Here is a 13,492-nt window from a genome sequence, read left to right on the forward strand (position 1 = left end):
CTTTCACCCATGATACATCCGCTCCCGTCCCCCGACCGTCCACTCAAGATCGGCACCCGTGGCTCGCCTCTGGCGATGGCCCAGGCTTACGAGACTCGTGACCGCCTCGCCGCGGCCTTCGATCTGCCACACACGGCCTTCGACATCCTGCGCATCTCCACCGCCGGGGACCGCATTCAAGACAAATCCCTGCGCGAGGTCGGCGGCAAGGGTCTGTTCACCCGCGAAATCGAACAGGCCCTGCTGGACGGAGAGATCGACATCGCCGTGCACTCGATGAAGGATATGCCGGTCGAACAGCCCGTCGGCCTGACCCTGGAGTGCTACCTGCCACGCGAAGATGTGCGCGACGCTTTCGTCTCGCTGTCCTATCCCGCGCTGGCGGATGTGCCGCAGGGCGCCACGATGGGCACCTCTTCGCTGCGCCGGCGCGCGCAACTTCTGGTGCGCCGCCCCGATCTGCAGGTCGTCGAGTTTCGCGGCAACGTCCAGACCCGCCTGCGCAAACTGAACGAAGGCGTCGCGGGCGCGACCTTCCTCGCCATGGCGGGCCTGAACCGCCTCGGCATGGCCGATGTCGCCAAAGCCGCCCTCGACCCCGAAGAAATGCTGCCCGCCATCGCCCAGGGCGCCATCGGGATCGAGCGTCGCCACGACGACACCGCAACGGCGGCCATGCTGGAGGCGATCCACGATCCCGTCACGGCACAGCGCCTCGCAGCCGAGCGCGCCTTTCTGGCCACGCTCGATGGCTCCTGTGAAACCCCGATTGCCGGGCTGGCCACGCTGGACGGCACCACCCTGCGCCTGCGCGGTGAAATTCTGCGCCCGGACGGCTCGGAGTCGCTCACCGACGACCGCACCGCCCCGATTGAAGACGGCGCAGAGCTGGGGCACGAGATGGCAAAAGCCCTGCTCGGACGGGCCGGGCAGGGCTTCTTCGACTGGCGTAGCTGAACGGGCGTAGCTGAACGGCGCCGTTACTTCGTGTCGCTCTCCGGCGTGACCTCGGGGGCGATCTCCGGCGTCGCTGCCGGGCTGTCTCCGACGGCGCCGTCCTCAACCGGGCAGCCGTCGATCTGACAGCTCTCGAGCCGCGCGACCTGCTCCTTGGTGGGGTTCGCAAACAGATGGCCACCGCAGGCGTTGACCCGCAGGATCGGGCCATTGTTGGTCAGCTCGATAAAGGCCAGCACGGTGCCATTCTCGGGCAATTGCGCGCACCAGGGACCGGTACAGCCCAACTCCATGGTGATCTGCGCCTCAACCCCCGACGAAAAGCCTTTTTCGGTCATCGCCAGACCCTTCACCAGCGCAGGCAGCCGCACCACTTCGGGGGAGTTGTTGCTCAGATCTCGCTCCGGCACGGTCGGGGTGCCCCGGTCCAGCGTCCCGAGCAGGACCATATAGCGCGCATCCGATTGCGCCGCCTCGTCGAAACTGCGCGCCACATCCGGCGCAAGGCACGACAGCGCCTGAGCAGGGCCAGCGGCCAAACTCGCCATGGCCAGCAACGTCATAACTGACAGGCCGCGACGCAGGGATCTCTTTGCAGGGGTCGTCATAGGCGTTCTCCGAATTCTGCTAGGACGCGGGCATAGACCTCGCGTTTGAAGGGCACGATATTGTCGACCAGGCTCTCCGGTGCCATCCAGCGCCATTCACTGAACTCGGGATGCTCGGTCGCGATGCGCACATCGTCATCCGTCCCGGCAAAGCGCATCAGCAGCCATTTCTGCTTCTGTCCGCGAAACTTGCCACCCCAGATCCGCCCGGCAAGCTCGGGCGGCAGATCGTAGGTGACCCAGTCCTCGGTCTCGGCCTCGATCACCACCTTGTCCGCGGTGACGCCGGTCTCTTCCCAAAGCTCGCGCAAACCGGCCTCGCTCGGGCTCTCGCCCGCGTCGATCCCGCCCTGCGGCATCTGCCAGGCGGCGACGTCGCTGTCGATCCGCTGGCCGGTAAAGACGCGGCCCTCCGCATTCACCAGCATCACGCCCACGCAGGGACGATAGGGCAGGTTCAAGATCTCGTCTGGTGTCATCGGCACTCCTGACGTCCTGTGACAGAACATGTTTTCCCCATCCTACCCCACTTCACCCCAAGCGCAATCGCGTCGCCATCACGGCGCTGTCATCACGTTGTTTCCCTGTTGAAAATATCCCCGCCGGAGGCTGGCGCTACGCCGCATCCGGAACCGTCCTCAGGCCCATATCCCGGCGATCTCGGCGCTCAGCCAGTCGCGGAACCGTGCAAATCCGGGCCGCGCGGTGCTGCGCTCGGGGTAGATCAGCGTATAGGCCTGCCCCGTCTCCAGACGCCGCTCCGAGACGGCGACAAGCCGCCGGTCCTGCAGGGCCGCGCGGGCGATGATCTCGGGCACCAGCCCGATGCCGAGGCCGGCAATCGCCGCATCCACCACCATGTCGAAGTGATCAAAGCGCGCGCCCCGAAGCGAGCGGCGCGGGTCGATCTCGGCTTCGCGAAACCAGTCGGGCCAGAGCGTCGGACGGGTGCTTTGCTGGAGCAGTGGGGCCTCCAGCAGATCAGCGTCGCGCATCGGCCCACTCTGGCGCAGACGTGGCGCGATCAGCGACGGCGCCGCCACGGCGACCAGCACCTCGTCCAGCAGATGCAGATGCTGCGCCCCGGCGCTGCGATGGCTGGAGCGCTGGATCGCCAGATCGAACGGCGAGGTGTCAAAGTTCACCGGCTCCAGCCGCGCCGCCACGTCATAGCTGATGCCGGGGGCTGCCGCCTGAAACGCCCCGAGGCGCGGGATCAGCCAGCTGCGCCCAAAGCTCGGCAGCACCGCCATGCGCAGCACGGATTGCTGCCCGGCAAAGGCCATGACGCCGGTGGCCGCCGAATCCAGCCGCTCCAGCAGCGCCTCGGCCTCGCGCAGGAAGCTGCGGCCCGCGTCCGACAGCGACAGCCGCTGACGTGCGCGCAGGAAGAGTGCGACGCCGAGGCGATCCTCAAGCGCTGCAATGGATCGGCTGACGGCGCTTTGTGTCAGCCCCAGATCGCGCGCCGCCCCGGTGGTGGTGCCAATGCGGGCACATGCGCAAAAGGCTTCAAGCTCGCCCACCGAAGGTATGTATGACTTGCGCATCTGTCCCGCCTTCATGCAAATAACTCATGACCCTTTCAGAATTACTCGTTAGCGCGGGGCGCCGCAATCGCCTAACCTGTCGCCAACAGAATACAGGAGACACCGATGGATACCCCCACCAAGCCCGTCCTGAAGGACAAGGATCGCCCGAACATGTCCAGCTTTGCCTGGGAAGATCCCTTCCTGCTGGAGGACCAGTTGGAAGAAGACGAACGCATGATCCGCGACTCGGCGCATCAGTTCGCCCAGACCACGCTCGCCCCCAAGGTCGACAAGATGTACCTGGAAGAAGGCATCGACCCCGATATCTTCCGGGAAATGGGTGAGGTCGGTCTGCTGGGTGTGACGGTTCCCGAACAATATGGCGGTATCGGCGCGGGCTATGTCTCCTACGGGCTCGTCGCCCGTGAGGTGGAGCGGGTCGATTCGGGCTACCGCTCGATGATGTCGGTACAAAGCTCGCTGGTAATGTACCCGATCTACGCCTACGGCAGCGAAGAGCAGCGCATGAAGTACCTGCCGAAACTGGCCAGTGGCGAGTGGATCGGTTGCTTCGGTCTGACCGAGCCGGATGCGGGCTCTGACCCTGCCGGCATGAAGACCCGCGCCATCAAGACCGAGGGCGGCTATCGCCTGATCGGCTCGAAGATGTGGATCTCCAACGCGCCGATCGCGGATGTGTTTGTCGTCTGGGCCAAGTCCGAGGCGCATGACGGTGCGATCCGTGGTTTTGTGCTGGAGAAGGGCATGAAGGGTCTGACGGCGCCGAAGATCGGGGGCAAGCTGAGCTTGCGCGCCTCGATCACCGGCGAGATCGTGATGGACAACGTTGAAGTGGGCGAAGAGGCGCTGCTGCCGCATGTGTCGGGTCTGAAAGGCCCCTTCGGCTGTCTGAACCGCGCCCGCTATGGCATCGCCTGGGGTGTGATGGGGGCAGCCGAGGATTGCTGGTTCGGCGCGCGCAACTACGGCATGGACCGCAAGCAGTTCGGAAAGCCGCTGGCGCAGATGCAGCTGTTCCAGAAGAAGCTGGCGGACATGCAGACCGAGATCACGCTGGGTCTGCAGGCCTCGCTGCGGGTGGGGCGGCTGTTTGACAAGGCGATGGCCGCGCCGGAGATGGTGTCGATGATCAAGCGCAACAACTGCGGCAAGGCGCTGGATATCGCGCGCATGGCCCGCGACATGCACGGCGGCAACGGCATCCAGATCGAGTACAAGGTGATGCGCCACGCAGCAAACCTTGAGACGGTGAACACCTACGAGGGGACGCATGACGTGCATGCGCTGATCCTGGGGCGGGCGCAGACCGGCTTGCAGGCGTTTTTCTGAGGCGTCTTTGGACGATGTGAGCTTTGCAGCGGTCCGGGCGATGTCCGGGCCGTTTTGCGTCTTGCGGGGTGGTATGCCTCCGGCGGAAGTATTTTGGGCAAGATGACAGGGGAGGGCGCGCGCGATGCTGAGCCATGTGACGATTGCGATTGCGGATTTTGAGCGGGCGCTGGCGTTTTATGCGCCGATTATGGCGCGGCTGGGGCTGGAACGGAGCTGGTATGACGGGGGGCAGGGGCAGGCGTGTTTCCGCGCGCCCGGGCATGGTCGGCCGCTGTTCTTTCTGACGTGTCCGTTCGAGGGCGAGGCTTTGGCGGGCAACGGTGGGATGGTGGCCTTTCTGGCGCAGGATCGTTTGGTCGTGCGCGAGGTGCATGGGCTGGCGCTGTCGCTGGGCGCGCGGGACGCGGGCGCGCCGGGGCTGCGGCCGCAGTATCACCCCGACTATTATGGGGCGTATTTTCGCGATCTGGATGGCAACAAGATCTGTGTCGTCTGTCACGATGCTGAAGGCGAGGTGGCGATCGGGGCATAGAAAAACCCCGCGCGGGTGAGGCGCGGGGTTTTGTGTCTTGTCAGGCCCGTCCGGTTAAGGTTTGGCGGCGGCCTGATCCGCCGGCGTGGCGGTGACACTGTATTGCGGGCCGAGCGCCGAGAGGCCCTTGAGGATGTCGATCGCATAGGCGAGCTGGTAATCCTCGGTGCGCAGTTTGGCGGCCTGGTCCGCCTTGGCGCGTTCGGCTTCGATCTGCTTGACCTCGTCCTCGGAGAGCGAGTCGTTGTCGAGGGCGCCGCGCAGGTCCGCCTCGGAGCGCATGGCGTTGGCGGGGGTGTCCTCTTCCTCGGCGGTGGCGTTGGGATCGGTGCGGGGCTGTTCGACCACGATGTCGGGCGAGACGCCGAGGTTCTGGATCGAGCGGCCCGATGGCGTGTAGTAGCGCGCCGTGGTCAGCCGGATCGAGCCGTCGCCGCGCAGTGGCATCACCGTCTGGACCGAGCCCTTGCCGAAGGATTTGGTGCCCACGACGATGGCGCGGCGGTGGTCCTGCAGGGCGCCTGCGACGATTTCCGAAGCCGAGGCAGAGCCGCCGTTGATCAGCACCACGATGGGCTTGCCGTTGATCATGTCACCGGGTTCGGCATTGTAGCGGTCGCCCTCGCCGGGGTTGCGGCCGCGGGTCGAGACGATCTCGCCCTTGTCGAGGAAGGCGTCGGAGACCTTGATCGCCTGCACCAGCAGGCCACCGGGGTTGTTGCGTAGATCGACGACGACGCCATTGATCTTGTCGATGCCGCCGGCTTTTTCGATCTGTTCCTTCAGCCCGGATTCGAGGTTGGGGAAGGTCTGGTCGTTGAAGGCGCTGATGCGCAGGACAACCGTATCGCCTTCGGTGCGGGCGCGCACCGAGGTCAGCTTGATGGTGTCGCGGGTGATGGTCAGGTCGAAGGGTTCGGCCTCGCCCTCGCGCACGATGGTCAGCACGATCTCGGAGCCGACGGGGCCGCGCATCATCTTGACCGCATCGTCCAGCGTCAGGCCCAGCAGGCTTTCGCCGTCGACATGGGTGATGAAATCGCCCGACTCGACACCGGCGATGGCCGCCGGCGTGTCATCCATCGGCGAGACGACCTTGACGAAGCCATCCTGTTGCGTGACCTCGATGCCGAGGCCGCCGAATTCGCCACGGGTCTGGACGCGCAGGTCGTCGGCCTCTTCCGGCGGGTGGTAGCTGGAGTGCGGATCGAGCGAGGTGAGCATGCCCGAGATCGCGGCTTCGATCAGTTTCTTGGAGTCGACGGGTTCGACGTACTGGCTGCGGATCCGCTCGAAGACATCGCCAAAGAGATCCAGCTGCTCGTAGACATTGGCGTCATCGGATTTGTCCTGCGCCAGCAGGGGAGGGGCGAGCTGGGTCGTGGCGACAACCGCGACGGTCATCCCGGCGATTGCTGCCATGGCGAATTTCTTCATCATTGCGTATCCTTCGTGAGTTCGAACCAGGTTTCGGGGTCTTGCGGTTCGTTTCCCTGCCTGACTTCTATATAAAGCGTTTCCGAGCGCTCACCGCCAGAGCCGTCTTTCGCTTGTGCCACAATAGCCCCCGCTGCGGCGTCTTTGCCGCCCATCAGGCCAATTGGTGCGCCTGCGGGCAGCACTTCGCCCATCTTGCCATAGACCGTATCGAGCCCCGCAAGCACGAAGAGTATGCCCGATTGCGGCTCAAGTATCATCACGTTTCCGTAGTCGAGCAAGGGGCCAAGATAGCGCAGGGTGGCCGCTGTCGGTGTTGTGACAAGCGCACGCGGGCGTGTCGCCAGCACCAGACCGGGCCGGGTGATCCCGGCGGCATCGGCCTCGCCGGCGCGGCGCAGCACGCTGCCCTGAACCGGCAGCGGGATATGGCCCTTTTGCGCCGAGAGGTCGGGCAGGGGGGTGTCACTGCCACCGGCGCTGTCGTCGGCGATGTCGGGAAGGCTGGCGGCAAAGTCGCGCAGCGTGTCGGTGGTGGCGATCAGCAGTTGCGTCTTCATCGGGTCGGCGGTGAAACGGCGCGGCAGGTCAGTGCGGTCCGCGACCGCCTGTGACAGCGCGGTGCGGGCCTGTTGCACGCCACTCAGGGCCTGGGCGAGCTGATCTGCGGCGCCTTGCTGGATGGTGCGCAGATCCTTCGCCTCGGCCAGCCGCTGACCAAGGGCAAGGGCCTTTTCACTGAGTGCGGGGGCCGCCTTGGCCATCAGCATCCCCGAACGGGCGGTGCCGATGGGGCCGGAGGGGTGCAGCATCAGCACCGGGGCGGGTTCGCGCGACAGGGTTTGCAGGACCGCCAGAAGGGCTGCGATCTCGTCCCGCTGCGAGTCGAATTCGCGCTGCATGCTGGCTTCGCGCAGGGCAGCGTCGCGCAGGCTTTGCCGCATCGCCGAGAGACCCTTTTCATAGGCGCGGATCGCGGCGGTCAGGGCTTTGGTGCGATCCGAGGCCTGCGCGGCATTGTCGAGCGCGCGCGACGCCGCGTCCAGATCATCGGCGGCGGCGCGGGCCTGCGCGGCGACGCTTTGCGCCTGAGCACCCTGCGGATGCACCGTCGCCGCGACCATCAGGGCCGCGGCGACGAGGGGGGCAAGACGCCCGTTTCTCATTTGATCAGGCTTTCCCCGGTCATCTCGGCGGGTTGTTCCAGCCCCATCAACTGCAGTAGCGTCGGCGCGATATCGGCCAGCCGACCGGAGCGCAACGTCGCCCCCTCAGGCCCGCCGATCAGGGCAACGGGGACGAGGTTGGTGGTATGGGCGGTGTGCGGGCCGCCGGTGACGGGATCGACCATCACCTCGCAATTGCCATGATCGGCGGTCAGCAGCATCGCGCCACCGGCTTTTTCAAGGGCGGCCAGCACGCGGGTCAAGCCTTTGTCGACGGCGGCACAGGCGTCCATCGCGGCCTGCAGATCGCCGGTGTGGCCGACCATATCGGGGTTGGCGTAGTTGGTAACGATCAGGTCAAAGCCCTGCTCGATCGCGGAGACGAAGTGATCCGTCACCTCTTCCGAGGACATCTCGGGCTGCAGGTCATAGGTCGCGACCTTGGGGGATTGCGCCATATAGCGGTCCTCGCCCTCCTTGATCAGCTCGATGCCGCCGTCGAGGAAGAAGGTGACATGGGGGTATTTCTCGGTCTCGGCGAGGCGGAACTGGGTCTTGTGATGTGCCGCGACCCATTGGCCCAGCGTGTTGACGATTTTCTGCTTGGGATAGCAGGTGGTCATGTAGGTGGAATGGTCGACGGAGTATTCGACCATGCCCAGCATCGCGGCGAGTTTCGGGCGCGGGCCGGTCTCGAATCCGTCGAAGTCGGGCTTGCCGATGGCAGCGAGGATTTCCCTCGCGCGGTCGGCGCGGAAGTTCAAGCAGAAGAAACCGTCGTTATCCTTCGCGCCGTCGAAATCACCGAGGACGGTGGGCAGGATGAACTCATCCACCTTGCCGGCGTCATAGCTTTGCTGGATGGCATCCTTGGCGGTGGCGGCTGCCTCGCCTTTGGCATTGATCATCGCGTCATAGGCCAGCTGCACGCGGTCCCAGCGGTTGTCGCGGTCCATCGCATAATAGCGCCCCGAGAGGGTGGCGATGCGGGCCGTGTCGGGCAGGGCGGCGGTCATTTCCTCAAGAAAGCCGAGCGCGGATTGCGGGGCGACGTCGCGGCCATCGGTGATGGCATGCAGAGCGACGGGTACGCCTGCGTCCGCAATGGTGTTCACCGCCGCGATGATATGGGGCAGGGAGCCATGCACGCCGCCGTTCGACACAAGGCCCATGACATGCGCCGTTCCGCCGGTCTCTTTCAGCGTCGCGATCATGTCGTTGAGGGGTTTGTTTTGCGCGAAGGAGCCGTCCTCGATCGCGAGGTCGATCTGACCGAGGTCCATGGCGACAACGCGCCCGGCGCCGATATTTGTATGGCCGACCTCGGAGTTGCCCATCTGGCCCTTGGGCAGGCCGACATCCGGGCCGTGGGTGATCAGCGTGGCGTGCGGGCAGGTCGCCATGATGTGATCGAAGGTCGGGGTGTCTGCCAGCGCAGGGGCATTGGCCACAGTGGTGTCGCTGAGGCCCCAGCCATCGAGGATGCACAGAACAACGGGTTTCGGAATAGGCATGGTTGGGGTCCCTCGCTTGTTTCGCCTGCTGTTCTAGCGGGTTGAGGGCGTGGGGTGAACCGGGATCGCGCGGCGCGGGCATAATGTGGCTGGCGCGTGGGTGGCGGGGCGCAGAAAGGGGGCGCTGCCCCCCCCTCAGCCGGGGGCTGAGTCCCCCGGGATATTTGGAAACAGGGAAACGATCAGGTGCGGTGGTAGGGGGAGCCGGAGAGAATCGTCGTGGCGCGGTAGAGCTGTTCGGCGAGCATGGCGCGCGCCAGCATATGCGGCCAGACCATCTTGCCGAAGGAGAGAGTGAGGTCGGCGCGGGCGCGCAGGGCGGGGTCGAGGCCGTCGGCGCCACCGATCAGGAAAGCGGCGTCGCGGATGCCATCGTCGCGCCAGCGGGCGAGCTGGTCGGCGAAATCGGGGGAGGTCATGAGTTTGCCGCGCTCGTCCATCGCCACGATGGCGGCGCCGTCGGGGATCATTCGCTCAAGCAGGGCGGCTTCGGCGGGCATGCCGCCACCCTTCTTGTCCTCGGCCTCACTGACCGAGGCGGGGCCTAGTCCCAGGGCGCGACCGGTCTTGCCGGCGCGATCCAGGTAGTCGTCGATCAGCGCCTTTTCAGGGCCGGCGCGGAGCCGGCCTATGGCGCAGATATGCAGCTTCATCCGTCGCTTGCAGGATCAGATCGCAGGGGCCGGGCTGCCCGGTTGCAACCACATCTTTTCCAGCTGGTAGAATTCGCGGACCTCGGGGCGGAAGACATGGACGATGATGTCGCCGGTGTCGATCAGCACCCAATCGCCGGTTTCCTTGCCTTCGATCTTGGCGACACGGCCGGTGGCGTGCTTGATCTTCTCGGCCAGCTTGTCGGCGATCGAGGAGACCTGCCGCGAGGAGCGGCCGGAGCAGACGATCATGTAATCGCCAATGGAGGATTTCCCGGCCAGATTGATCGTGACGATCTCTTCGGCCTTGTCGTCGTCCAGCGATTGCAGGATGAGATCGAGCTGGTCCTTGGACGTGAGCTCTTGCGGAGCCGGCATTGTGGAGACCCCTTCATGCGCGGAGTGATCCGCAGTTGCGTCGAGTGACAGGACGTAGTCCTCCCTGGCAGCGCACCGCCGGAACCCCGGTGCTGGGCATAAGGCCAAGATAGCAAGGCCGGGCGTTCATTTCAACGAAACGCGTACAAACGCGACAGCTTTTCAGCGCGCGCAAGCACGAAAGCGCCGCCAGTGGCCTGTCCTTCCGCACCGGAGAGCCCCTGTTGGGGGCCCTTTGGCGGGTTGGGCAGCACGGTCTGGCAGCGTTTGGCGTGCGTTCGATCTGCGGCTGATAAGGGGTTGTCGCGGGAATGAAAAGGCCCCGTGTGATCTGATTTCACCGACCGGGGCCTTTTCGGGGGCGTGTTCACCAGCCCTCTTCGGTGACGATATTGCTCTCAGGCGCACCGAGGGCCTTCAGGGCGGTGCGGATATCGTCGACGAACTCACCCGGGCCGCAGATGTAGAAGGTCTGCTGAAAGTCCTTGAGGACGCCAGACAGAAAGGCCTGATCGACGCGGGCCTGTTGCACGGTCTTGCCGGGGCCCTCCGTCACCGTGAACACCGTTTCAAGGTCGCGCATCGCCTCCCACTCCTCGCGCAGGATGATGTCGGCCTCGCTCTTGTTGGTGTAGATCAGGCGGCAGCCTTTCAGCGTGCCCTCGTGCATACGATGGCGCAGGATGGGGATGAAGGGCGTCAGGCCCGCTCCGGCGGCGATGAAGGTGCCGGGACCCTGATCCTTGATGGCGCCGAAGGGATCGACGATCTCGACCGTGTCGCCGGGGGTCAGACCGGCCAGCTGCTGCGTCACGCCCTCATGCGAGGGATAGGATTTGATGACGAACTCCAGCGCGGACTCCCCGGGTTGAGAGGTGAAGGTGAAGGGGCGGCCTTCGTCCTGCCAGTTTGGGTCGTCCAGCGTTAGCTCGGTCGCCTGACCGGGGGTGAAGCTCAGCGCGTCGGGGCGGGAAAAGACGAACTGGTGCACATCATGGGTGAGGCTGGTTTTCTGCTGCAACGTCAATTTGTACGGCATTGGATCCTCCTTTGGCGAACCAACACGCGGGCGGCACGGGCAGTTCCCTCACGCTTCGGTGTCCGGGGCCGCTTTGGCAGGCCGGGCCATCTCCAGCGTCGATCCTGCCAGCAGGCGCACCTCGCTCTGGGGGAAGGGGAAGGAGATGCCGTTGGCGTGGAAGGTGTCCCAGAGCGCCAGCAGCACATTGCCGCGGATATTGGTCAGCCCGCCCGTCGGGTCACGGATCCAGAAGCGCAGGATGTAGTCGACCGAACTGTCGCCGAAGCCGGTGATGTGACAAACCGGAGGGCGGTCGACCAGCACCCGCGTCACGCCGCGCGCCGCCTCGATCGCCAGTTTGCGGACCTTGTGCGGATCGCTGCCGTAGGAGGTGCCGAAGTTGATGTCGAGGCGCACGAATTCGTTGGAGTGCGACCAGTTCACCACCTGTCCGGTGATCAGATCTTCGTTCGGGATCAGGTATTCGCGCCCGTCCCGCGTCACCACGCTGACGTAGCGCGCGCCGAGGGCGTTGATCCAGCCGAAGGTCTCGCCCAGGCTGATGACGTCGCCGGGCTTGATGCTCTTGTCGAGCAGGATGATGACGCCGCTGACAAGGTTCGACACCACTTTCTGCAGGCCAAAGCCGAGGCCGACACCGATTGCGCCCGACAGCACCGCAAGCCCGGTCAGATCGACCCCCACCGCCTGCAGCCCGGCAAAGAAGGCGATCCCGTAGAGCAGGATCTGCATCGACTTGACCGCCAGCACCTGCATCGAAGGGCTGATATCGCGCGAGCGGTTGATGCTGGCCGCACTGGCATGGGCGAGAAAGCGCGCCGCGCTCAGCAGCGCCGTCAGGATCACAGCGGCCTGCAGCACCGTCCAGACCGACAGCCGGGTGCTGCCAAGCGAGAAGGAGATCCGCTCCAGCAGCCCCTGCGCATCATCCGACAGACCCAGAATCATCAGCGTTGCCCAGATCCAGCCACCGACCCGCACCAGCATCCGCAATTCGTGGTTCGCGATCAGCCGGGTGATCAGCGTGATGGCCAGCCAGGCGAAGGACAGTGATCCGATGATGCCCAGCAGATAGCTGCGCGAGGGCCAGGTGGTATCCTGCATGATCCAGATAGTTGGCCAGATCAGGCAGACGAACAGGATCAGCCGCAAGCGCTTGAGCAGGATCAGCAGCAGGCGCAGCCGCCATTTCGGCCAGCCTTCGCGGGTCCGCAGCCAGTCGTGCACCCGCGGTCGCAGAAGCCGCGCCACCAGATGCGCCAGAAGGAACAGCAGCAGCGCGATCACGATCTGATAGCCGTTCCAGGGCCGGAACAGGGTCTGGCTCAGCGCCTGGATGCGCGTCAGCACGGCACTCAGCAGCGTGTCGAAATCCTGCATCGGCGTCACATCTCCCTTAGAGTTTGCGCACTGGGGGCGCAGGTCTGGCGCGCGGCTCGGGCGCTGGGGGAACACTATTTCGCCTGCGGGCCCGCCTGTCCGCAAACGTAACGCGCCGCCCGTAAATGGCGACTCCCTGACGCTAATTGGCGTCAGGCGAAAAAAGATGCAGACGCGAATGTGCGTCCATTAGGCAAAAAAGAACACTTTTCCACTGTATACATGCTTCAATTCTGGAATGTGAAACGTGTGTGAGTCTCTCAAGCATCCATGGTTTGGTATGGTTATTGAATTTGAATCTATCAGTGTCGCTATTCATGCAGCGGCCAACCTCATCGTTACGCGGGTGGTTGGCACCCCGCAACCTGACGAATTCAAGCAGGTGGCACAGCGCTCCATCGCGCATCGCGCTCAAGGGTCCGAGATGCGGGCGCTGGTCGATCTGAGCGGGCTGACCGGCACCCATCTGACCTCGTCCCATATCCGGGCCTATCTGACGCGCCTTGATGCGGCCGTCGCCGCAAGTGGGCCCCAGACCCGTGTCGCCGTGGCGTTCTTTGCCGCAACGGGCAGTCTCGGCTATGCCATGGCGCGTATGTTTCACGCCCACGCCAGTGGCCTGCCTCATCTAGAGGTGGAGATTTTCGACATGGTGGACGCGGCAGAGGCCTGGGGCGGCGTCCCCGGTGCCCTCACTCGGCCCGAGGGCAGTACCACCGCAGCGATCAGCCCGATCGACCGTCTGCGCGCCGAGTCTGCCCGCAGCGACAAGGTGCTGACGGCACTCACCTCCTCCGACATGAGCATCGACGCGAAAAGGCCGCATCCGTCGGTGATTTTGTCGATGCGCCATGTGCCCACGGTGCTTCAGCCGCTCTTGCAGGGAATCAAGCTTCGGAATACATAGCGTTGCATGACGCAGATTTTCGACATGGATGAC

14 protein-coding genes are annotated in these 13,492 nt (G+C 64.8%); 4 read left to right on the forward strand and 10 right to left on the reverse strand.

From position 1 onward, the window contains the following. Nucleotides 1-9: 9 nt before the first annotated feature. Nucleotides 10-957, forward strand: coding sequence for a hydroxymethylbilane synthase (hemC, locus tag F3W81_RS17430; protein WP_193080588.1), 948 nt, complete (start codon nt 10-12; stop codon nt 955-957). A gap of 23 nt (nt 958-980) precedes the next feature. Here hemC and F3W81_RS17435 read toward each other — a convergent pair whose 3' ends face one another. From F3W81_RS17435 to F3W81_RS17445, 3 genes are all read right to left on the reverse strand, one after another. Continuing rightward, complete coding sequence (locus F3W81_RS17435) at nt 981-1,565, reverse strand: hypothetical protein (RefSeq protein WP_193080589.1); 585 nt, start codon at nt 1,563-1,565, stop codon at nt 981-983. After that, nucleotides 1,562-2,044, reverse strand: a complete 483-nt coding sequence (locus F3W81_RS17440) for an RNA pyrophosphohydrolase (RefSeq protein WP_193080591.1) — start codon at nt 2,042-2,044, stop codon at nt 1,562-1,564. The genes F3W81_RS17435 and F3W81_RS17440 overlap by 4 nt, the downstream gene beginning before the upstream one ends. A gap of 159 nt (nt 2,045-2,203) precedes the next feature. Continuing rightward, complete coding sequence (locus F3W81_RS17445; RefSeq protein WP_193080593.1) at nt 2,204-3,115, reverse strand: LysR substrate-binding domain-containing protein; 912 nt, start codon at nt 3,113-3,115, stop codon at nt 2,204-2,206. A gap of 105 nt (nt 3,116-3,220) precedes the next feature. Here F3W81_RS17445 and F3W81_RS17450 point away from each other — a divergent pair, with 105 nt between their 5' ends. Both F3W81_RS17450 and F3W81_RS17455 read left to right on the forward strand, forming a co-directional pair. Beyond that, nucleotides 3,221-4,447 carry an acyl-CoA dehydrogenase gene (locus tag F3W81_RS17450; RefSeq protein WP_193080595.1) on the forward strand — a complete coding sequence of 409 codons (1,227 nt, stop codon included), beginning with the start codon at nt 3,221-3,223 and terminating at the stop codon, nt 4,445-4,447. Between the two features lie 124 nt (nt 4,448-4,571). Beyond that, nucleotides 4,572-4,982 (forward strand): VOC family protein, encoded by a 411-nt coding sequence (locus tag F3W81_RS17455; protein ID WP_193080597.1) that lies wholly within the window; start codon nt 4,572-4,574, stop codon nt 4,980-4,982. A 54-nt stretch (nt 4,983-5,036) separates the two neighbouring features. Here F3W81_RS17455 and F3W81_RS17460 read toward each other — a convergent pair whose 3' ends face one another. The 7 genes from F3W81_RS17460 to F3W81_RS17490 form a co-directional block, all read right to left on the reverse strand. Beyond that, on the reverse strand, nt 5,037-6,419 hold the full coding sequence (locus tag F3W81_RS17460) for a S41 family peptidase (protein ID WP_193083999.1): 1,383 nt from the start codon (nt 6,417-6,419) through the stop codon (nt 5,037-5,039). Then, nucleotides 6,419-7,585: a murein hydrolase activator EnvC family protein gene (locus tag F3W81_RS17465; RefSeq protein ID WP_226941726.1), complete on the reverse strand. Its 1,167-nt coding sequence runs from the start codon at nt 7,583-7,585 to the stop codon at nt 6,419-6,421. The genes F3W81_RS17460 and F3W81_RS17465 overlap by 1 nt, the downstream gene beginning before the upstream one ends. Further along, complete coding sequence (gene gpmI, locus F3W81_RS17470; protein WP_193080599.1) at nt 7,582-9,099, reverse strand: 2,3-bisphosphoglycerate-independent phosphoglycerate mutase; 1,518 nt, start codon at nt 9,097-9,099, stop codon at nt 7,582-7,584. Before gpmI ends, F3W81_RS17465 begins: the two co-directional genes overlap by 4 nt. A 182-nt stretch (nt 9,100-9,281) precedes the next feature. Next, nucleotides 9,282-9,752, reverse strand: a complete 471-nt coding sequence (gene rlmH, locus F3W81_RS17475; RefSeq protein ID WP_193080601.1) for a 23S rRNA (pseudouridine(1915)-N(3))-methyltransferase RlmH — start codon at nt 9,750-9,752, stop codon at nt 9,282-9,284. 15 nt (nt 9,753-9,767) lie between these two features. Then, nucleotides 9,768-10,130 (reverse strand): ribosome silencing factor, encoded by a 363-nt coding sequence (rsfS, locus tag F3W81_RS17480; RefSeq protein WP_193080602.1) that lies wholly within the window; start codon nt 10,128-10,130, stop codon nt 9,768-9,770. 367 nt (nt 10,131-10,497) lie between these two features. Next, complete coding sequence (locus F3W81_RS17485; RefSeq protein ID WP_193080604.1) at nt 10,498-11,169, reverse strand: FAD-binding oxidoreductase; 672 nt, start codon at nt 11,167-11,169, stop codon at nt 10,498-10,500. 48 nt (nt 11,170-11,217) lie between these two features. Further along, nucleotides 11,218-12,552, reverse strand: coding sequence for a mechanosensitive ion channel family protein (locus F3W81_RS17490; RefSeq protein WP_193080606.1), 1,335 nt, complete (start codon nt 12,550-12,552; stop codon nt 11,218-11,220). Nucleotides 12,553-12,832: 280 nt separating this feature from the next. Between F3W81_RS17490 and F3W81_RS17495 the strand changes: the two genes are divergently transcribed. Then, a complete protein-coding gene (locus F3W81_RS17495) occupies nt 12,833-13,459 on the forward strand; it encodes a hypothetical protein (RefSeq protein ID WP_193080607.1) in 627 nt (208 codons plus the stop codon). Nucleotides 13,460-13,492: the final 33 nt, after the last annotated feature.

This window comes from Pseudooceanicola spongiae (assembly GCF_014899185.1).
GTDB classification, from domain to species: Bacteria; Pseudomonadota; Alphaproteobacteria; order Rhodobacterales; family Rhodobacteraceae; genus Pseudooceanicola; species Pseudooceanicola spongiae.